General features: G+C 70.9%; 17 protein-coding genes. 11 read left to right on the top strand and 6 right to left on the bottom strand.

Going from position 1 to position 19,443, the window contains the following annotated elements; translation table 11 throughout:
* Window positions 1–236: 236 nt before the first annotated feature.
* Complete coding sequence (locus ABD785_RS28480) at window positions 237–974, bottom strand: polyprenol monophosphomannose synthase (protein ID WP_425547828.1); 738 nt, start codon at window positions 972–974, stop codon at window positions 237–239.
* Between the two features lie 150 nt (window positions 975–1,124).
* Entirely contained in the window at window positions 1,125–2,147 is a 1,023-nt protein-coding gene (locus ABD785_RS28475) for a glycosyltransferase family 2 protein (RefSeq protein WP_344834330.1), read from the bottom strand.
* A 218-nt stretch (window positions 2,148–2,365) separates the two neighbouring features.
* Here ABD785_RS28475 and ABD785_RS28470 point away from each other — a divergent pair, with 218 nt between their 5' ends.
* From ABD785_RS28470 to ABD785_RS28420, 11 genes are read left to right on the top strand one after another with little or no spacing between them, the layout of a single operon-like run.
* Complete coding sequence (locus ABD785_RS28470) at window positions 2,366–3,193, top strand: glycoside hydrolase family 16 protein (RefSeq protein ID WP_344834329.1); 828 nt, start codon at window positions 2,366–2,368, stop codon at window positions 3,191–3,193.
* Window positions 3,194–3,240: 47 nt separating this feature from the next.
* Entirely contained in the window at window positions 3,241–4,386 is a 1,146-nt protein-coding gene (locus tag ABD785_RS28465) for a glycosyltransferase family 4 protein (RefSeq protein ID WP_344834328.1), read from the top strand.
* Window positions 4,383–5,528 (top strand): glycosyltransferase, encoded by a 1,146-nt coding sequence (locus ABD785_RS28460; RefSeq protein ID WP_344834325.1) that lies wholly within the window; start codon window positions 4,383–4,385, stop codon window positions 5,526–5,528. The genes ABD785_RS28465 and ABD785_RS28460 overlap by 4 nt, the downstream gene beginning before the upstream one ends.
* Window positions 5,518–6,546: a glycosyltransferase family 2 protein gene (locus ABD785_RS28455; RefSeq protein ID WP_344834322.1), complete on the top strand. Its 1,029-nt coding sequence runs from the start codon at window positions 5,518–5,520 to the stop codon at window positions 6,544–6,546. Before ABD785_RS28460 ends, ABD785_RS28455 begins: the two co-directional genes overlap by 11 nt.
* Window positions 6,543–7,424, top strand: coding sequence for a glycosyltransferase family 2 protein (locus ABD785_RS28450; RefSeq protein ID WP_344834320.1), 882 nt, complete (start codon window positions 6,543–6,545; stop codon window positions 7,422–7,424). Before ABD785_RS28455 ends, ABD785_RS28450 begins: the two co-directional genes overlap by 4 nt.
* Window positions 7,421–8,440, top strand: coding sequence for a glycosyltransferase family 4 protein (locus tag ABD785_RS28445; protein ID WP_344834318.1), 1,020 nt, complete (start codon window positions 7,421–7,423; stop codon window positions 8,438–8,440). The genes ABD785_RS28450 and ABD785_RS28445 overlap by 4 nt, the downstream gene beginning before the upstream one ends.
* Window positions 8,437–9,741 carry a lipopolysaccharide biosynthesis protein gene (locus tag ABD785_RS28440; protein ID WP_344834315.1) on the top strand — a complete coding sequence of 435 codons (1,305 nt, stop codon included), beginning with the start codon at window positions 8,437–8,439 and terminating at the stop codon, window positions 9,739–9,741. The genes ABD785_RS28445 and ABD785_RS28440 overlap by 4 nt, the downstream gene beginning before the upstream one ends.
* Window positions 9,738–10,583 carry a glycosyltransferase family 2 protein gene (locus ABD785_RS28435; protein WP_344834313.1) on the top strand — a complete coding sequence of 282 codons (846 nt, stop codon included), beginning with the start codon at window positions 9,738–9,740 and terminating at the stop codon, window positions 10,581–10,583. The genes ABD785_RS28440 and ABD785_RS28435 overlap by 4 nt, the downstream gene beginning before the upstream one ends.
* A gap of 10 nt (window positions 10,584–10,593) precedes the next feature.
* Complete coding sequence (locus tag ABD785_RS28430; protein WP_344834311.1) at window positions 10,594–11,481, top strand: glycoside hydrolase family 16 protein; 888 nt, start codon at window positions 10,594–10,596, stop codon at window positions 11,479–11,481.
* A gap of 20 nt (window positions 11,482–11,501) precedes the next feature.
* Entirely contained in the window at window positions 11,502–11,975 is a 474-nt protein-coding gene (locus ABD785_RS28425; protein ID WP_344834309.1) for a hypothetical protein, read from the top strand.
* On the top strand, window positions 11,972–14,314 hold the full coding sequence (locus tag ABD785_RS28420) for a hypothetical protein (protein WP_344834307.1): 2,343 nt from the start codon (window positions 11,972–11,974) through the stop codon (window positions 14,312–14,314). The genes ABD785_RS28425 and ABD785_RS28420 overlap by 4 nt, the downstream gene beginning before the upstream one ends.
* 19 nt (window positions 14,315–14,333) lie before the next feature.
* Here the strand turns inward: ABD785_RS28420 and ABD785_RS28415 are convergent, their stop codons facing one another.
* The 4 genes from ABD785_RS28415 to ABD785_RS28400 form a co-directional block, all read right to left on the bottom strand.
* Entirely contained in the window at window positions 14,334–15,374 is a 1,041-nt protein-coding gene (locus ABD785_RS28415) for an acyltransferase family protein (RefSeq protein ID WP_344834305.1), read from the bottom strand.
* Window positions 15,362–16,834 (bottom strand): hypothetical protein, encoded by a 1,473-nt coding sequence (locus ABD785_RS28410; protein WP_344834304.1) that lies wholly within the window; start codon window positions 16,832–16,834, stop codon window positions 15,362–15,364. The genes ABD785_RS28415 and ABD785_RS28410 overlap by 13 nt, the downstream gene beginning before the upstream one ends.
* A 95-nt stretch (window positions 16,835–16,929) precedes the next feature.
* Window positions 16,930–18,177, bottom strand: coding sequence for an amidohydrolase (locus ABD785_RS28405; RefSeq protein ID WP_344834340.1), 1,248 nt, complete (start codon window positions 18,175–18,177; stop codon window positions 16,930–16,932).
* Between the two features lie 91 nt (window positions 18,178–18,268).
* The gene (locus ABD785_RS28400; protein ID WP_344834302.1) at window positions 18,269–19,435 is read right to left on the bottom strand and encodes a glutamate--cysteine ligase; all 1,167 of its coding nucleotides are present in this window, start codon (window positions 19,433–19,435) and stop codon (window positions 18,269–18,271) included.
* Window positions 19,436–19,443 lie beyond the last annotated feature (8 nt).

The raw sequence follows: 19,443 nt of genomic DNA, 5'->3' as shown, positions 1-19,443 counted from the left end.
CGAGAGCTATGAGGCCGGACTCCACCTCCGAGGATCGATCATGTGGCTGAAACTCCTCACCTCAACCACATGATCCGAACCCCAAACAGCCCCTAGGACGAATCAGCTCTTTCCCTCAGAGCGGTTCGCATCGATGCTCTCGGGCGTCCCGGTCTCGTACCGGGACGCCCGGCCGGCCGTCGCCCTCATGATCTTCGGTTTCGACCCGCGCCGCCTCTGGGACCGGCGCGAGGCGGTCACCTGGGGCGTTTGACGATGTCGCGGACTCCCCATTGGGTGACGCGCCACATGGCCTCGCCGATGATGTTGCCGCTCATCTTGCTGTCGCCGATCTCGCGTTCGACGAAGTTGATCGGGACCTCGACGACGTGGAGGCCGGCGCGGACGGTACGCATCGCCATGTCGATCTGGAAGCAGTAACCGCGGGAGTCGACCTCGTCGATGCCGATCTTCTCCAGGGTGCTGCGGCGGAAGGCGCGGTAGCCGGCGGTCGCATCGTTGATCTTCAGCCGGAGCATGAGCCCGGCGTAGGCGTTGCCGCCGCGTGAGAGCGCCTCGCGGCTGCGGGGCCAGTTGTGCACCTTGCCGCCTTTGACCCAGCGCGAGCCGATGACCAGGTCGGCGCCCTCCAGTGCCTCCAGCAGCCGGGGCAGCTCCTCGGGCCGGTGCGAGCCGTCGGCGTCCATCTCCACCATGACGTCGTAGCCGTCGGCGATCGCCTTCTGGAATCCCGCGATGTAGGCGGCGCCGAGGCCGTCCTTGCCGGCCCGGTGCAGGACCTGGATCTGGGAGTCCTTCTCCGCGAGCTCGTCGGCGAGCTCCCCCGTGCCGTCGGGGCTGCTGTCGTCCACCACCAGGACGTCCGCCTCGGGCGTGGCCGCACGGACCCGGGCCACGATCAGCGGCAGGTTCTCGACCTCGTTGTAGGTCGGAATGACGACGACGACCCGGCCGAGAGCCAGAGGGATACTCAAGGTGGGGCCTCTCTCGAAGTGTCCAATCCCAACCCGCAAGCCTACCGTGTAATTATCCTAGAATGCCCCACGCGATCCATATAGGCACATTATCCACGAACGCCCATCAATCCCTGTTGCCGTGAGCACAAGACCCGGTGTCCGCGCACCTCAGGCGCCTGATGCCGCGAAGTACGCCCGGTAACGCCAGGCCCCCTGGAGGAAGCCGAAGTTCTCGCAGGCCTCCTGCGCGAGCCGGACGTAGGGATCGAGCAGCGCCTCGGGTGACCGCAGGGTCTTCGCGCCGCGGACGCCGCCCGGATACAGCACGAGCGGGAGAAGCAGCCCGGCCAGTGCCAGGCCGATGTTCAGGGTTCCGGCCGACAGCAGGAGACCGACGAGAAAAGGCCAGGGAAACAGCGTGGGACGGACTTCTGGCCATTTGCAGTAATGCAAGGCGTTTCCCCGACCGTAACGGACACTTCGGCGCAGCAGATCCCGGGCCGAAGGCTCGTAAGTATAAGGCATGCAGGCGTCGCGGACGCTGACCATTCGGCCGTTGCCGAGCCCTCTGAGCCTTCGCGTTAGATCCTCTTCTTCGGCCCCGAATCGGAAGCGGGGATCGAACCCGCCGACCTCGAGCATGGCGGCCACTCTGAACGACATATTGCTTCCGGTGAGAGCGTGGACATCCTGACGCTCGGGCGTTTCCGGAACCGTCCATTGGCGGCGCAGATAGAGGTAGAAGCGGTACGGCAGTGCGGCGCTGACGGTCAGCGCGAGTTCCTGCGGCTGGTGCCGGTTGTTACGTTCCACGAAACGGCCCAGATATCCGCGTCCGCGAGTGGGCACCACGGGCCCGCCGACGCCCGTGACGCCGTCCTCGTACCCGCCGAGCAGCGCCTCGGCCCAGTGCGGCGGCGGGGCGCAGTCGTCGTCGAGAAACGCGACGACCGGAGCGGTCGCGGCCCGCATGCCCGTGTTGCGCGCGGCCGAGACCCCCTGGTTCCGCTCGTGCCGGATCACCTTGACGCCCCTGGCCTGCGCGATCTCGGCCGTGTCGTCGGCCGAGCCGTCGTCGACGACGATGACCTCGATCCGCGACCCCAGCGTCTGGGCGGCCAGGGCGTCGAGAGCGCGGCCGATGCGATGCGCTCCGTCGAGGGAGCTGATGACCGCGGTGAACTCGGGCACCACTGAGAACTCCGGCTTCTGTCGGGGTGGACGAGCTGTCGGGAAACTCCGGAATACTAACGATCCCCCGGAGGCAATGCATCGTCCGATCCGACCAATATGCCGGGCTCGAGTTGTCCGGATTCCCTACACAGTAGTAATGATCCGCAACTCAGGCGAACTGTGATAACTTGCCCGACTTGACCCCCGTCGAACGATTACACCGCAGAGAGAAACGCGTGCAACCTACGCCTCCCCCCAGCGGCCGCCTGCGCCGGCCGTTCCTCGGCGCCCTCCTCGGCGTCGGTTCACTCGGTCTCCTCCTCGCCCCGTCCGCCCCCGCGACGGCCGCGGCCAAGCCGAGCTGGAAGCTCGCCTGGCACCAGGAGTTCAACGGCAAGGGCCTGCCCTCGGCGAAGATCTGGAACGTCCACAACGGCAACGGCGTCAACGGCTACGGCCACAAGGCACTCCAGTGGTACACGGCCAAGAACGTCCTGCAGAACGGCAAGGGCCAGCTCGAGCTGATCGCCCGCAAGCAGGCCAACGGCGAGACCTGCTGGTACGGGAAATGCGCTTACACCTCGGGCCGGATCGACACCCGGGGTCTGGCCGCCGGCGGATACGGCCGGTACTCGATGCGCGCGAAACTGCCCACCGGCAACGGCCTGTGGCCCGCGTTCTGGCTCCAGACCACGGACAAGAAGCCCGCGAACTACGGCGAGATCGACGTCGTCGAGACCATCGGCAACGAGCCGCGGCGGGTGCAGGGCTTCGCCCATGACTCCAGGAAGCGCGTCGGCGCAGCCTCCAAGCTCCTCGGCAAGCCGCTCAGTTCCGCCTACCACGTCTACTCGGTCGACTGGACGACGACCGGCATCACCTGGTCGGTGGACGGCAGGGTCTACGGCCGGATGAAGAAGTACAAGGGCTGGACCTTCAACAAGAGGTTCTTCCTGATCCTGAACCTCCAGGTCGGCGGCGAATGGCCGGGAGCCCCCACTCCGAACGTGAAGTTCCCCAAGCGCATGACCGTCGACTGGATCCGGCTCTACAAGCGCCGTTGATCCTCGTCCGCCGGGTTCCCCCTCTCCCCCTCACCAGGAGTCTCCGCATGGTCCCCTCCAGGGGCACCGAGGACAGAAAACCGATCATCGCCATCGTCACCGACGCCATCCACCCCTACAGCCTGGGCGGACGGGAGATCCGCTACCACGAGCTCTCCCGGTACCTCGTGGCCTCCGCGGACGTGAACATCTACACGATGAAGTGGTGGAACGGTCCCGCCACCCGCACGGAGGCCGACGTCACCTTCCACGCCATCACCGGGCTGCTGCCCTTCTACCGGCACGGACGGCGGTCGGTCCGCCAGGCCCTGAGGTTCGCGCTCGCCTCGCTCCGCCTGCTCTGGCGGCCCTTCGACGTCCTCAACGTCGACCACATCCCCCAGTTCCAGCTGTTCACCCTCCGCCTCGTCACCTGGATCCGGCGCAAGCCGCTCATCGCGACTTGGCACGAGGTCTGGGGCCCCGAGTACTGGCGCGAGTACATGGGCGGGATCGGCGGGCGGATCGCCTGGGGCATCGAGCTCATGTCGATGCGGATGCCCGACCACGTCATCGCGGCCTCCCACCAGACCGGCCAGCGCCTGACCGAGCTGGTGCCGGGGCTGCCGGTCTCGATCTCGCCGAACGGCATCGACCTGGACGGGGTGAACGCCGCCATCCCCGATCCCGCCACCACCGATCTGGTGATCGTCACCCGGCTGATGGCCCACAAGCGCATCGACATGCTCCTGGAGGCGATGGCCCTGCTCCGCGCCGAGGGGAGGCCCGTCACCTGCCGGATCATCGGCACGGGTCCCGAACAGGAGTCGCTGCACCGCATCGCGCACGAGCTGGGCGTGGCCGACCTCGTGGACTTCCGGCACGACGTCCGCGAGCAGAAGGAGGTCTACTCGCTGCTCAAGGCCGGAAGGGTCTTCCCCTTCCCGTCCAACCGCGAGGGTTTCGGCATCGCGGTCCTCGAGGCGCTCGCCTGCGGCCTCCATGTCATCACGACCACCGCCCCGGACAACCTCGCCCAGCATCTCGTCGCCAGGGCCGAGCACGGCACCCTGTGCGACCACAACGCCAGGGCCTTCGCCGACGCCATCGACGCCGCCCTCGACCGCGGGAAGGGCGGGTCGGCCGAGCCCTGGCTCGTCGAGTACTCCTGGCCGGCGATCGCCGGCGGCATCCTGGAGGTGCTGCTGCCGTGAGGATCCTCTTCGTCAGCCCCTACCCCCCGGCCAGGGACGGGATCGGCACCTACACCCGGGTCATGTCCCGGGGGCTGGGCGAGGCAGGACACACGTGTGCCGTCATCACCCCGCGACCGCAGCCGGGAGCCCCCGCCGAGGTGATCGGCGCGCTCGGTGACACCGGCCTGATCGAGAGGATCTCCGCCTTCGCGCCGGACGTCGTGCACCTGCAGTTCGCCGTCCCCGCCTTCGGTGCACGGACCCCGGCGGCCGTCCGGCTGCTCGGGCGGCTGGCCCGGCTGGGCGTGCCGGTCGTCGCGACCCTGCACGAGGTCACCCGCGACACCGACCTGCTCGGCCCGGCCGGGCGCGCGCTCTACCGCAGGATCATCCGCGGCTGCGGCCGGGTGATCGTGCACACGGGCGCGGCGCTGGACCGCGCGCTCGCGCTGGGCGGGGCGGCGGAATCCGCCGTGGTCGTGCCGCACTTCTCCGCCGAGCCGCCGCCCGAGCTGCGCTCCGCCGCCGAACTGCGGGCCGAGCACGGGCTCGGCGACCACCGGCTGCTGCTGATGTTCGGCTTCGTCCACGTCCACAAGGGCCTGAACGACCTCGTGGACGCCCTGGGCCGGATCCACCGGGAGGACCCCGCGGTCCTGTCCGGGACCCGCCTGGTCATCGCCGGATCGGTGCGCAGGCGCAGCGGTCCGTTCCGTATCTTCGAGGCCGTGGACCATCTTCACTTCGCCCGCGTCCGCCGCCGGGCCCGCCGGGACGGCACCGCTCCGCTGGTCGTGCACACCAGCTATGTGCCGAACGGTGACATCGCGGGCTGGTTCGGCGCTTCCGAGGCCGTGATCCTCCCCTACCGCAAAGCGGAGCAGAGCGGGGTGGCGAACCTGGCCCGCGCCTACGGCAAGCCCGTCCTCGCCACGACCGCCGGGGGGCTGGCGGAGCTCTTCGCGGATTCGTCCTGGACGGTCCCGCCCGCCCGCCCCGACCGGCTCGCCGAGCTGATCCGCTCCTTCCTGGAAACCGGCGGCGATCACCCGGACCCCGTGAACGAGGACCTCGGCCTCGAGCGAGTGGCCGCCCTGACCTCGGAGCAGTACGCCCTCGCGATGAGGCTCGCCGTGAAGGAGGCCCCCGGTGCCGCCTGACCTGACCGTGGTCCTCTGCTCCCTCAACGGCGCCGGCCGGATCGCCACGACCCTCGCCGCGCTGCGGGAGCAGACCGTCGCCGACCGGATCGAGGTCCTCGTCGTCGACGACGGCTCCACCGACGGCACCGGCGGCGTGGCCGCGGAGTGGGGCGTCCGGGTGCTGCGCCGCGAGGTCAACGGCGGGCTGTCGGCCGCCAGGAACACCGGGACGGCCCAGGCGCACGCCCCGATCGTGGCGTTCATCGACGACGACTGCCGTCCGGCGCCCGGCTGGGCGGAGGCGCTGCTGTCCGGGCACGGGCCCGGCGTCATCGGGGTCAGCGGGCCGGTCGTCCCGGTCGGCGCGCAGACCTTCCTGGCAGGGTTCGTAGTCCGCAGCAACCGGCACCAGCCCCTGGAGCTGAACCTGGCGGCCGGTCAGGGCCTGCTGTACCGGCTCGGCCTGTACCTGCGGCGGCAGTGGCTGCCCCTGCCGGACGGGCGCCGCGACATCTACTGCCCGACCGGCGGCAACATGTCCTTCACCCGTGCCGCCCTCACCGCCGTCGGCGGCTTCGACCCGGACTTCCGCTTCGGCTCCGAGGAGGAGGACATGGTCCGGCGGATGCGCCGCGACCACCCCGGACGCATCGTCTTCCTGCCCGAGGCGCCGGTGGAGCACCGGCTCGAACCCGACCTCCGGGCGCTGCTGCGCCGCAGCGTCGCCTACGGCAGGGGCAACGCCCGCCAGTACCGCAAATGGCCGTCGGTCAACCCGACGCTGTTCCCCTGGCCGTTCCTCGTCGCCGCCACCGCCGCGGCGGCCGTGCTGTGGCCGCCGGCCCTGCTCGTCGCGGCCGTGCTGCCGCTCGTGCTCTACCCGGACGGCCTGCACAACCTCACCCGGCACCGCGTCCTGGCGGCGCTGGCCGACCCGTACCTGCGGCTGCTGCAGGAGGCCTTCGAGAACATCGGCTTCATCCGGGGAGCGATCGCGCACCGGGGGATCGCCGGAGAGAGCGAGGCGGTCCGATGATCTCCATCGTCGTCATCAGCAAGGACGAGCCCAGCCTGGAGGAGACGCTCGGCGCGCTCACCAAGCAGGCCGACGACCTCGGCACGCTCGTCGAGCTGATCGTCGTCGACGCCTCGGACGGCCGGCTCGCCCGGATCGCCGAGACCCACCCGGCGGTCGTCTGGATCGACTACACCGCTCCCGCCGGTGCCGGGGTCACCATCCCGCACCAGCGCAACGCCGGGGTCCGCGTCGCACGCGGCGACGTCATCGTGTTCACCGACGCCGGCTGCCTCCCGGGAACCGGCTGGCTCGACCGGCTCACCGCGCCGCTGCGCTCGGGCGAGGAGACCGTCACCGCGGGCATGATCACCGGCGGCAGCCTCTACGACGCCGACGCCGCTCACCGCGGGGCCGCCGCCTACCTGGACGAGTGCCCGACCGGGAACCTCGCGTTCCTGCGCACCGCCTTCGACGAGGTCGGCGGCTTCGACGAGCGCTTCGCCTACGGCTCCGACATCGACTTCTCCTGGCGCCTGTCCGACGCGGGGAACCGGCTGCGCAGCGTTCCCGACGCCGTCATCAGCCACGACTGGGGCACCGGGAAGCGGCAGCTCAAGCGCTCCTACGTCTACGGGCAGGCCAGGGCCAGGCTCTACCGCAAGCACTCCCGCCGGTGGCGGCGGCTCCTCACCCGCGAGCCGATGGTCGTCGTCTACCCGGTCTTCCTGCTCGGCCTGCCCGTCCTGCTCCTCGCCCCGCTGCTCCCCTGGGTGCTGCTGTACCCGCTGCTGCTGCTCGTGCCCGTCTGGCGCAACCGCGGCAACGGCGCCGTCCGGGTCCTCGTCGACCACCTCGCCTACGGCGCCGGGGTCCTTCGGGAGCTCCTCCGGCGATGAAGATCCTCGTTCTGCCCCGGGACGCCAACCCCTACCAGAGCCTCCTGTACGGCGCCATGCGCGGCGTCGAGGTCCGCTACCTCGGGGAATCGACGCCCTCCAGGACCCTCAACCAGCTCCTCATCCCCCTGGAACTGGCCGCCGGACGCGCCCGCGGCGCCCGGATCGTCCATCTCCACTGGACGTTCGGCTTCGGGATGCCGTCGCGGCGGCTCGCCTGGCTCTGGTTCCGGTGGACCCTCACCGTGATCCGGCTCCTCGGCCTGCGCCTGGTCTGGACGGCCCACAACGTGCTCCCCCACGGCCGGGTCTTCCCCGATGACGCCGCCGCCCGCCGCCTCCTCGTCCGGGCCTGTGATCTCGTCATCGCCCACGGCCCCCGCGCGCTCGACGGGCTCGCCGGGCTCGGGGCCGTGCCCGCCCGGTCGGCGCTCGTCCCGCACGGCGCCTATTCCGTGCGGGACCCCGGACCTCCTCCCGGCCGGGCGTCCTTCCTCTACTTCGGCCAGATCGCGCCCTACAAGGGCGTCGAGGATCTCATCGAGGCTTTCGAGGCCACCGACCTCGACGCCACCCTCACGATCGCCGGGAACTGCCGCGACCGGGCCCACGCCGAACGGCTCGAGACGATGGCCGCGCGCTCCTCCGGACGGCTCCGGCTGAATCTCGGCTACGTCCCGGACGATCAGGTCTCCGGATACTTCGCCGAGGCCGACGCCGTCGTCCTGCCCTTCCGGAACGTCACCACCAGCGGCAGCACCCTCCTGGCCCTCTCCCACGGCAGACCCGTCCTGCTTCCCGCCGGCGTCGGGCTCTGGCCGGACGCGGGACGGGCGGTCATGACCTACGACGGCACCGTGCCGGGGCTCTCCCGGGCCCTGCGCGACCTCGCCGCGGCCCCCGACCTCGCCGATCGCGCGACCGCGGCCCGCGCCCACGCCGGCGCCCTCGGCTGGGACGCCATCGGCGCCACCACCCGGGAACTCCTCACCGCACTCATCGAAGGAAGATCATGACGACCCTGCGCGACGTCGTCGCCGGGCGGCTCCGGGCGGTGAGCAGGGACGCCCAGTACCGCGCGTCCCTCCTGCTGCTCGCCAACACCGTGTCGCTCGCCGGGTTCGGCTTCGTCTTCTGGACGCTCGCCGCCCGCTCCTACCCCGACGCCGCCGTCGGCTGGCTCGCCGGAACCACCGCGGCCGTCAACCTGCTCGCCACCTTCGCGGCGCTCGGCCTGCCCAACACGATCCTGCGCCATCTCGGCGGCACCCCCAACGCCCGCGAGTTCATGCTCACGATCGTCGGGGCGGTCGCGGCGGTCGGCGGCGGGATGACCCTGATCGCCATCCTGGTGATCGGCCCGATCGCGCCGCACTCCCTGAACCTCGACCAGCGCGGCGGCTCCTCGCTCCTCGTCACGGCCCTCGTCATCCTGACGGCCGCCAGCTCGGCCCTGGACACCGGGCTCATCGCGATCCGCGCGGCCGGTCCGCTCCTGGTCAAGAACCTCGCGGGCAGCATCGCGAAGATCGTCGCACTGGGGCTGCTGACCGGGCACGGAACGCCGGGCCTCGTCGCCGCCTACAGCGTGGGCACGCTGCTGTCCTGCCTGCTCGGCGCGGCCGTGCTGTGGCCGAGGCTGAAGACCACCGGCCGGCCCGAGGGCCCGCTGAAGATCCTGCGGCGCAACCTGCTGACCTCCGCGGGCAACTACACGGGGACGGTCCTCGGCATCCTGCCCAGCACGGTCGTCCCCCTGGAGGTGCTGGCGATCCGCGGGCCCGACGAGACCGCCTGGTTCGCCATCGCCTTCCAGCTCGCCGGGTTCCTCAACTTCATCCCCGCCACCTCCTCCCAGGTCATGTTCGCCGAGGCCCGCAAGGGCTCGCTGCTCCGCTACCTCCAGAAGGCGTTCCGCAGCATCTACGCCATGCTGCTGCCCGCCGCGCTGGTGATCTTCGTCGCCGCCCCCTACCTGCTGTCGGCGTTCGGCCCCGGCTACGCGGAGCACGGCACCTGGACGCTCCGGCTGCTCGCGCTCGGCGCCCTGCTCACCGCGGGCAATTACCTCGTCGACGCCGCCCTCATCGCCCGCGACCACACCCGCTCTTACATGTTCATGAACGGGACGAACTCGATCCTGGTCCTCGTGCTCGTGGGCCTGCTGCTCCACCAAGGCCTGACCGCGGCCGCGCTGGGCTGGGTGATTGCGCAGGGCCTGTCGGCCGCCATAGGCGTCGCCGTGATGGTCGCCGCGTTCCACGACAAGCGCCGCTCCGACCTGCGCACCACCATCGGCGTCCGGAAGACGGCGTGAACCGCGTCGCCGTGGTCATCCCGGCGGGGCCCCGCGACGACGTCGTCGACACGGTGCACAGCGTCCTGCACTACCTCACCGATCCCGCCGCGGTCGTCGTGGTCGACGACACCCGCGGCCTACGCGACCTGTCGTCGCTTCCGGCGCTCGGGGTGGAGATCGTCCCCGCGCCGGGGAACGCCCGCGGCGGTCAGGGCGGGCTGTTCGTCAAACTGGCCGCCGGTTTCCGGCATGCCCTGGACCTGGGCGGGTTCGATCTGCTCCTGCGGCTCGACGCCGACGCCCTCGTCATCGGGCCCGGCCTGGAGAAGGCCGCGGCAGAGCGGTTCGCCGCCGCTCCCGGGGTGGGAATGCTCGGCTCCTACCGGATCGGGCCCGACGGCGGCCGGCGCGACTGGACGCCCGCCGCGACCTCCGTCCGGGCCGAGAGCGGACCACGGGGCCTGCGGCACCCCTCCCTGCGCGCCCGGATGCGGGAGCTGGTGGCGGCGGCCCTCCCCCACGGATACGAGTACGGCGAGCATCCCCTCGGCGGCGCCTACCTGCTGCGCGCGGACGTCCTCGGCGAGCTCGGCGCCCGCGGCTGGCTCGATCTTCCCGAGTTGGCCCGCAGCAAGGCGGGCGAGGACCATCTGTTCGGTCTTCTCGTCCGGGCCGCCGGATACGCCATCGGCGACTTCGGCGGACCGGACGATCCGCTCGCCGTCCGGTGGAAGGGGCTCCCCGCGTCCCCGGACGAGCTCGTTCACGACAAAATGGTCACGCACTCGGTCCGCCACTGGGCGGACCTGACGGAGACCGAGATCCGGCGCCGCTTCGCCGGGCACCGCGCCGGCCAGTGAGGAGACCCGGATGAGAGCCGCCGAACGGTTCCAGGTGACGCTCGTCGTCGGCCTGGTCCTCTGCGCTCTCCTCGTCACCTCGGTGGCGATCGCACTCCAGCCGGGCGACGCGGCGATCGCACCGTTCAGGGCCGCTCCCGGGGTGCGGCCGACCGAGAGCGCGCCCATCGGCATCGACCAGGCGAAGATCAACTGGAAGCTGGCCTGGCGCGAGGAGTTCAACGGCGCCGGGGCGCCCGATCCCGCGCGGTGGAACGTCGCGGTCGGGAACGGGATCAACGGCTACGGCCACAAGGCGCTCCAGTACTACGACCGGGCGTCGGCCGTCCAGGACGGCAAGGGCAGCCTGGTGCTGACCGCCCGGCCCCGCAAGAACGGCCAGACCTGCTGGTACGGGCCCTGCGCCTACACCTCGGGCCGCATCGACAGCAAGGGCAAGATCAGTTACGGCTACGGCCGCTACACCGCCCGCATGCGCACCCCCACCGGCGTGGGGCTGTGGCCCGCGTTCTGGCTCCAGACCGTCGCCACCACGGAGGCGGCCTACAGCGAGATCGACGTCCTGGAGACCATCGGCAACGAGCCCAACCGGGTCCAGGGCTTCGCCCACACCCTCAAGGGCCGGGTCGGCAAGGGCGAGCTGTGGCTCGACGAGCCGCTCAGCGCCGGCTACCACGTGTACGGCGCGGACTGGACGCCCACCGAGATCACCTGGACCCTGGACGGCCGCCCCTACGCCCAGCTCAAGCGCTACAAGGCCTGGCCCTTCACCACCCCGATGTTCCTCATTCTGAACCTCCAGGTCGGCGGCGAGTGGCCCGGCAAGCCCGACGCCGCCACCCGGTTCCCGGCCCGGATGCACGTCGACTGGATCCGCATCTACAAGGGCACCGCGTGACGGCCCGGAAGGACTCCCCCATGTCGACGGCCGACGCTCCGGGCGGCCTCTCACCGGCCCGGAAGTCCCTCATCGCCCTGGCCGTCCTGCTGATGGTCCTCGGAGGCGCGCAGACCCCGCCCGGCGGCACCGTCCTGCGGGCGCTGGGCCTCACCGCGGAACCACCCGCCTACACCGAGCTGTCCTTCACGACCCCCGCGGCGCTGCCGGACTTCGTCCAGGCCGGTGCGGTGCCGGAACACGCCTCCTTCGAGATCCGCAATCGGGGGACCACCGCGCAGGACTACCGCTGGTCGGTCTACGTCGAACGCGGCAAGCGGCGGGTCAAGGCGGGCAGCGGCGCGCTCCGGCTCGGCCCCGGGGCCGCCAGAACCCTCAAACCGCCCGCGCTGCGCTGCACCAGCGGGCCGGTCAGGGTCGTCGTGCAGCTCGACGGCCGGACCGAGCGGATCACCTTCCACTCGGTCTGCCAGCGCCCGGGCGACCTGGTATGAGCCCGCGCGACCGGTCCGGCGGGTCCCCGCTCGTCACCCGGGAGGACCGCCGGCGCGGCCGTTCCCCGTTGTCGACCCATCCCGACCTGCCGATCCACCGGGCGTCGAACCAGACCCTCGTGCTGGGCGGGCTGCTCATGCTGATGGACGCCCTGGTGGTCGTGCGGCACGTGTGGGCCGCGCAGCTCGTCCTGGTCGTCCTGCTCCTCACCCTGCCCGGATACCTCCTCCTGCGCGCACTGCGGATGCGGTCGGCCGCGATGACCGCCTTCCCGCTCTACATCCCGGCGGCGTCGCTGCTGGTCCTGCTCGGATCGGGGCTCCTGGTCAACCTCGTCGGCCCCATGGTCGGCGTCGCCGCGCCGCTGCGGCCGGTTCCGCTGCTCGTCTCGCTCCAGATCATCTGCGCGGTCCTGCTCGTGGCCGGGGCGCTCGCGCCCTCGGGCTCGGCCCTGCGGTTGAACGGCCTGCCGCCCGCCCGCTGGCTGACCCTGCCGCTGCTGGTGCCCGTCCTCGCGGCCGTCGGCGCCATCCGGCTCAACACCGGCCACAACATGGCGGTGGCCCTCACCACGCTGGTGCTGTGCGTGATCGCCCTGACGGTCGCCACTGCCGCCGCCGACACCCTCGACTTCGGCCGGCTCTCGATGATCCTTTACGTCGTCGCGCTGTCGATGATGTGGTCGTTCTCGCTGCGCAGTGATCTCGTCTACGGCTTCGACATCGCCTCCGAGTACGGCGCGACCCACCGCACCGCGATGGAGGGGCTGTGGCACGCGGGGGACGGCGACGCCTACAATGCCATGCTCAGCATCACTATGCTGCCCGCCCAGATCCACTCGCTGACCGGCATCACCGACGCCGTCGTCCTCAAGGCCGTCTACCCGGCGATCTTCGCGATCTTCCCCGTGGGGGTCTTCCGGCTGGCCGGCCGGTTCGTCCCGCGCCGGTGGGCCTTCCTCGCCGCGGCCTACGTGCTGGTGCAGGGCGGCATCATGAAGCAGCTCCCGGCGCTCGCCCGCCAGGAGATCGCCCTGCTGATGTTCGTCGCGCTCCTCGGGACCGTCTTCGACGACAAGATCGGCCGGACGGCGAGGGCCGTGCTCGTCTCGCTCTTCGTCGGCGGAATGATCGTCTCCCACTACTCGACGGCCTATCTCGCCGTGACCGTCTTCGGCGGGGCACTCGCGCTCCAGGCGGTGGTGTCGGTCGTGCGCCGGAAGAGGAGCGTCAACCTGGCCGTGGCGGGGGTGTTCGGCGCCGGTCTGCTGATCGGCGCGATCTGGTACGTCCCGGTGACCCATGCGGCGGCCAACCTCACCTCCTTCGGCTCCCTGCTCGACAGCAAGGGATTCCAGTTCCTCCCCGGCCTCAAGGACGGGAACTTCGTCAGCGCCTACATGAAGGGCACCGAGACCGCGGGCATCACCGCGAAGGACTACCAGCCGAAGATCGCCGAGGAGTTCCGGCAGCACAAGGCCTTCGTCAAACCCCACGCCGACGCGGCCCAGAAGAAGTACGACCTGGCGGCTAGGCCGCTGCCCAAGTCGCCCGTGCTCGTCCCGGCCCTGCGCGGCCTCATCAACACCGGCGAGCTGGTCGCCCAGCAGCTCGGCAACCTCCTGGGCATGATCGGCGCACTGGTCGTGATCTCCCGGCGGAAGTCTCCGGGACCCATCCGCGTGATCGCCCAGCTCGCCCTGCCCGCCCTGTTCATGCTCGCCCTCTTCCGGCTGTCCAGCACCTTCGCCACCGCCTACAACCAGGGCCGCGCCCAGCTCCAGGCCATGGTCATCCTCGTCATCCCCCTCATGTGGCTGATCACCAGGCTGCCCCTGTGGGTCCGGCGGCGCTCGGGGGCCCGTCCCGCTTCGCTGGTGGACCGGGGGCTCAGCACGCTCACGGCCGGCGGGCTGATCGTGATCTTCCTCAACACCTGCGGGTTCACCGGGGCGTTCTTCGGTGGCGACAAGGCCGGCAACCTCAGCTCGTCGGGCGAGGACTACGACCGGTTCTCCATGAAGCGGCCGGAGCTCGCCGGGGCCGCGTGGCTCGGCCGCAAGGTCGAGTACGACCGTGAGTTCGTCTACGCCGACCGGTACGCCGTCCTGCGCGTCTTCGCCGAGACGACCATCACCGACCGGGTGTTCACCGACGTCACCCCGCAGACCCTCGACCAGCACGCCTGGATCTACGCCAGCCGCTCCAACACCGTCGACGGGCGGGCCCGCGGCCAGATCGACAACTCGGTCTCGGTCTACGCCTTCCCCACGGCGTTCGTCCACGACCACTACAACCTCGTCTACTCCAACGGCATGTCCGAGGTCTTCCACCGCTGACCGGCGAGAACGTGCCCTGCTAGAACGTGCTCCGCTGGGACGGCTTCGGCGCGGTCGGGTAGCGGAGCGTCCAGGCCAGGGGCGGCTCCATGAACCAGCGGAAGATCATATAGGACGGGCGGCTGCACAGGGCGGCGCCCAGGGCCACCGCGACGGCGACGAGAAGGAGCGCCCCGGGGATCCCCGACGGGAGCACCCCGTACCAGCCGAACCTGACCGCGAGCATGACGAACGCGTAGTGCAGCACGTACATGTAGAGGGACCGGGATCCCAGCCCGGAGATCCACGATCTGCGGCCGGGGATGAGCGCGAGGACCATGGCGGCGACGACCGTCCCGGTGGCGAGCGCGGCGAGCCTGACCGCCATTCCCGCCGGGGCCGACCATCCGGCCGGGCCGTATCCGTTGGTCCACACCTCGTGGAAGACCCCGGGTCCGGCGAACCGGGAGGGCACGATCACGTAGAAGACCAGCGTCAGGAACGCCAGCCCGGCGAGCGAGACGGCACGCGCGGCCGGGTATCGCAGCCACCGCAGCAGACGGCGGTCGAAGACCAGCCCAGCGACGAAGAACGGCAGGTAGGCCAGGGTCTGGACGATGACCGTCAGGCCCAGGTCGGCCATCCCGGAGACGAGGGAGACGAACACCGCCAGAGCGACCGGATGGCGGAAGCGGAGCCACAGCGGGGCGGCGGCGCGCCACAGGAGCAGCGCGGCCAAGAACCACATGTGGTCGAAGGGCACCATCGGATCCCAGACGAGGGCCTTCCCGTCGAGGACGGCCTCCAGCGCCGAATAGGCCAGTTCGAAGAGCAGGTAGGGCGCCATGACCTTGGTGAACAGCCGCGCGGCACGATCTTTGCCGCGCAGGAAGCCGCGGCTGAAGTGCCCGGCGAGGAACACGAACAGCGGCATCCGGAAAGAGGCGAACAGCACCTCGACGGCGACGTAGGTCTGCGGCGGCCCGGAGATCTCGTGCCCGAGATGCCCGATGATCACCAGGCAGCCGACGACGAACTTGACGTTGTCGAAATAGGACTCGCGGCCCGTCACCGGCGGCATGCCAGGACCACCTCTCCCGCGGTGGCGACCGGGACGAAGGCCCGCAGGCCGAGCGCGGGGCTCCCCCGCCCGGCGAGCAGGCAGGAGATCCCGTAGCGGTCGACGACCTCCTGCCGGTCCGCGGCCGGGGTGCCCGCGGCGAACAGGGTCTCCACGGCGCGGATCCGCTCGGGCTCGTCCCGGACGAACGGGTAGGGCCAGGCGGGGACGAGGGAGAGCCCGCCGTGGGCGTTGACGACCCGGCCCGACCAGGTCGTCTCGGTCGCGACGACCTCGCCCGAACCGATCCGGCCGGCGAGCGGGGCGTAGCCCACGGCCGGATCGCGGGACTCCCAGGTGGCGAGCGTCCCGGCCTCGACCGGCCGCCAGAGGAGCCGGGTGAGCCCGCCGTTGCCGCCGTACAGGCCCGTCAGGCACGCGGCGGCGGTCGCCCCCGCGTAGAAGCGGACGCGCGGCGCGCCGCGGGCCGCCTCGGCGAACCAGGCCGCCGGCGACAGGTGGAGGGGCAGCATCACCACCGGGATCACCCGGGCGAGCCCCCAGGAGTGCACGACGACTCCGGTCGCCACGACCGCGGCGCCGAGGCCGCACAGCAGCAGCATCTCGCGGCCGAGCGGACGCTTCCTGCGGGCCCACAGCGCGGGCAGGCCGACGAGCGCGAGCCCGTAGTGGGCCAGCCCGAACTGCCGGGTGAGGTCGTCGGCCAGCGGCCGGTGGATCTCCGTCAGGGCCTCGGCCGCGCCGAACAGCCCGGTGACGTCCCCGAACGGCCAGAGCAGGGCCAGCCCGAGCGCCCCCGCTCCCGCGAGATACAGGCGGTGGTCGCGCAGGGCGGCGCGCGGATCGGCGAGCGCGAACGCGCCCAGGCCGAGGACGGTGTTGACCGCCGTGAACGGATGCACCAGGACCACGAGGGCGAGCAGCACGGCCAGCGCGGCCGGACGGGCCCGTCCCCGGGGATCGGCCCGGTGGCCCAGGAAGAGGTCCCAGATCACCAGCATCAGCGCCGAAGCGATCATGCTGGGGTAGGCCATCGTCCAGGACAGCGAGAAGAGGCCGAGGAACCCGCTCCACGCCCGCGGCGCGAGCCCCCAGAGCAACAGGGTGAACAGCAGCGCCAGCGCCGGGATCAGCGGACCGGGCCCGAGCCTGCGGCAGAAGCGGTGCAGGGCCCAGAGCCAGAGCGCGACGTTCAGCACCCCGGCGACCTCGAGGACGGCCTGCGGGGCGAGGCCGGTCAGCCGCGAGACCCCGGCGAGAAGGTAGGTGTACGGCGAGTAGTACGGGCTGCCGTGCACGGCGCCGACCAGCGGGTCCAGCGGATCGGCCGGATCCCGCAGGATGCCGAGGACGGTGGCGACATGGAGCCTCATGTCGCCACCCCAGGTGTGGCCGAGCGTCAGGGCCGCCGCCCAGAGCACCACCGAGATCGGGAACAGCCAGGCGAGCCTACGAACCACGAACGCATCCCCAGGAAAAGGCTGCTCCAGGCAGACCCGCACGTCAAAGACGTCCGAGGGTACCTGTTTGAACGTGGTTCAGAGGGTTCGTCCCGTTACAACTGGATCTCTGTTTCCGCCGTGCCCGAGGGGACCTCGCAGAGGGCCGTGAGGGCGGTGGCGGCCAGGATGCGGACGCCGACGGGGATGGAGGACTCGTCGACGTCGAAGTCGCCGCGGTGGAGGTCGTACTCCGAGGTGCCCGGGGTGCGGACGCCGAGGCGGCCGTAGGCGCCGGGGATGTTCTCGAGCATGTAGCCGAAGTCGTCGCCGCCCAGGGACTGGGGTGCGGCCACGACGTTGCCCGCGCCCAGGACGGTCTCACCGGCGTCCCGGAACATCTGGACGCTGGCGTGGTCGTTGACCGTGGGCGGGACACCGCGGACGTACTCGAGGCTCGCCTCGACCTCGTAAGCTCCCGCCACGGACTGGAGCAGGGCCTTCATCAGCTCGGGAGCGCGGTGCCAGGCCTCGTCGTCGAGGCAGCGGACCGTGCCCTCGGCCAGCCCCTGGTCGGGGATGGCGTTGGCGACCGAGCCGGCGTTCATGCGGCCCCAGACCAGGCTCAGGCTGGAGCGCGGGTCCACCCGGCGGGACAGCGCCGCCGGAAGCTCGGTGACGATCTTGGCCAGGGCGTAGACCAGGTCGGCCGTCAGGTGCGGGCGGGCGGTGTGGCCGCCGGGCCCGGTGACCTTGACGTAGACCTTGTCGCAGGCCGCGGTGATCGGGCCGGTCCGCACGCCGAGCTGGCCGACCTCGAACTTCGGCTCGCAGTGCAGCGCGAAGACCCGGTCGACGCCGACCAGGCCCCCCGCGGCGAGGATGTCCAGGGCGCCGCCGGGGTTCTCCTCGGCGGGCTGGAACAGCAGCCTGACCCGGCCGGGGAGCAGGCCCTCGGCCGCCTGGGCGGCCAGGAACAGCCCCGCGCCGAGCACGACGGTGGTGTGCACGTCGTGGCCGCAGGCATGGCTGACGCCGGGGACCGCCGAGGCGTACTCGACGTCCTTCTCGTCCGGCAGCGGCAGTGCGTCGATGTCGGCGCGCAGGGCGACCGTCGGGCCGCCCTCCGGTCCGATGTCGCAGATCACGCCGGTTCCCTTGGGCAGCACCCGCGGTGAGAGACCGGCCGCCTCCAGCGCCTCCACGATCTTGGCGGTGGTCCGGTGCTCGGTCCACCCCAGCTCGGGGTTGCGGTGCAGGTCGCGGCGGAAGCCGATCAGCTCGTCGGTGTGGTGACCGAGGAAGACGTCCAGCTGCGCGCGCAGGTCGGGCGCGGCGGCCGTCAGATCGTCCAGGGAAGACATCACCCCGGGGTTCTGCGGAACGTCCAGTTGTGTCATCTGCGCCCCCTCAGGCATGACAGATATGTGGTCAGACTCTTGTTCGGGGGGCTCCTCAGGTCGTCCCTGCATGGACCACCTCCCGTGGGCCGACGAATCTGTTCTCGTCGAACTCCGTGATCGTCGCGGACACGACGTCCTCCAGGCTTCCGCCCTCGGCGCGGATCGCGCGCTGGCGCTCATAGGGAGCCCCATGTTCGAGGACCTCGCCGACCACCTTCAGTTCCTCGGAGCAACCGAGACGATCAGCCACGGGCTCGAGTTCAGAAGTCAGTTCATAGAGGACGTCACGGAGCGGCGCCGTACGTCCGGAGTCATCGGTGATGATGATGGCGTCGAGCCCGTACCGGGTCGCTCGCCATTTATTATCACGGACAACCCACGCCGCAGGGCGCGGAAGCGCATATCCGCGGTCGATTTGGTGCTCGAAAAGCGTGACCAGGCTCTGGCAGAGCGCTGTGACCATCGTTACCTCCCGGAGTGTCGGGATTCCGTCGAACATCCGGACTTCGACCGTCCCGAAGTCCGGATGGGGCCGGATGTCCCACCAGACCTCCTTGATGGAGCGGATGGTCCCGGCCCGCAGGAGGGTGTCCATATATGCCTCGAACTCGCCCCAGTCGGCCATCGAGTGCGGCGGCCCCGCCGTCGGCAGCGAGCCGAAGACGATCGACCGGCTCGACGCCAGGCCCGTGTCGTGACCGTTCCAGAACGGGCTCGACGCCGTCAGCGCCAGGAAGTGCGGCAGATAGGCCGAGAGCGCGTTGATGACCGGAATCGCCCGGTCCTGCGCGGTGACCCCCACGTGGACGTGCACCCCGAAGGTCTGGATCCGCCGCGCCAGCCACTGCATCTCCTCGATCAGCTCGGCGTACCGCTGGACCGGTGCCATGACCGCGTCACGCCAGTCGCTGATGGCGTGACTGCCCGTGCACGCGAGCGCGGTGCCCCTGCCGTGGACGACGTGCCGCATCTGGTCGACGGTCGCCTGAAGGTCGGCGGCGATTTCGGACACGGTGAAGCAGGGGTCCGTGACGACCTCTACCGTCGACTCCATCAGCTCGTGCCGGACCTTGGTGAACTTCCCCTCGCTGAGCGAGGGCAGCGCCGCCAGCACCTCGCGGGCGTCCTGCCGCAGGTGGCGAGTGTCGGCGTCGATGAGCTGGAGTTCCCACTCCACGCCCAGAGTCGCGCCGCGTGACGGGTTGAAGCGAATGGACACGGCCAACC

The organism is Actinocorallia longicatena (assembly GCF_039534125.1).
GTDB lineage: Bacteria > Actinomycetota > Actinomycetes > Streptosporangiales > Streptosporangiaceae > Actinocorallia > Actinocorallia longicatena.
The sequence above is the reverse complement of the archived record's forward strand: the minus strand, read 5'-3'. Positions and strand labels throughout refer to the sequence as shown.

Coding starts and splice junctions, on each gene's coding strand:
- ABD785_RS28465 (WP_344834328.1), top strand. CDS start 3,241: ATGGTCCCCTCCAGGGGCACCGAGGACAGAAAACCGATCATCGCCATC.
- ABD785_RS28450 (WP_344834320.1), top strand. CDS start 6,543: ATGATCTCCATCGTCGTCATCAGCAAGGACGAGCCCAGCCTGGAGGAG.
- ABD785_RS28445 (WP_344834318.1), top strand. CDS start 7,421: ATGAAGATCCTCGTTCTGCCCCGGGACGCCAACCCCTACCAGAGCCTC.
- ABD785_RS28440 (WP_344834315.1), top strand. CDS start 8,437: ATGACGACCCTGCGCGACGTCGTCGCCGGGCGGCTCCGGGCGGTGAGC.
- ABD785_RS28430 (WP_344834311.1), top strand. CDS start 10,594: ATGAGAGCCGCCGAACGGTTCCAGGTGACGCTCGTCGTCGGCCTGGTC.
- ABD785_RS28425 (WP_344834309.1), top strand. CDS start 11,502: ATGTCGACGGCCGACGCTCCGGGCGGCCTCTCACCGGCCCGGAAGTCC.
- ABD785_RS28420 (WP_344834307.1), top strand. CDS start 11,972: ATGAGCCCGCGCGACCGGTCCGGCGGGTCCCCGCTCGTCACCCGGGAG.
- ABD785_RS28415 (WP_344834305.1), bottom strand. CDS start 15,374: ATGCCGCCGGTGACGGGCCGCGAGTCCTATTTCGACAACGTCAAGTTC.
- ABD785_RS28405 (WP_344834340.1), bottom strand. CDS start 18,177: ATGTCTTCCCTGGACGATCTGACGGCCGCCGCGCCCGACCTGCGCGCG.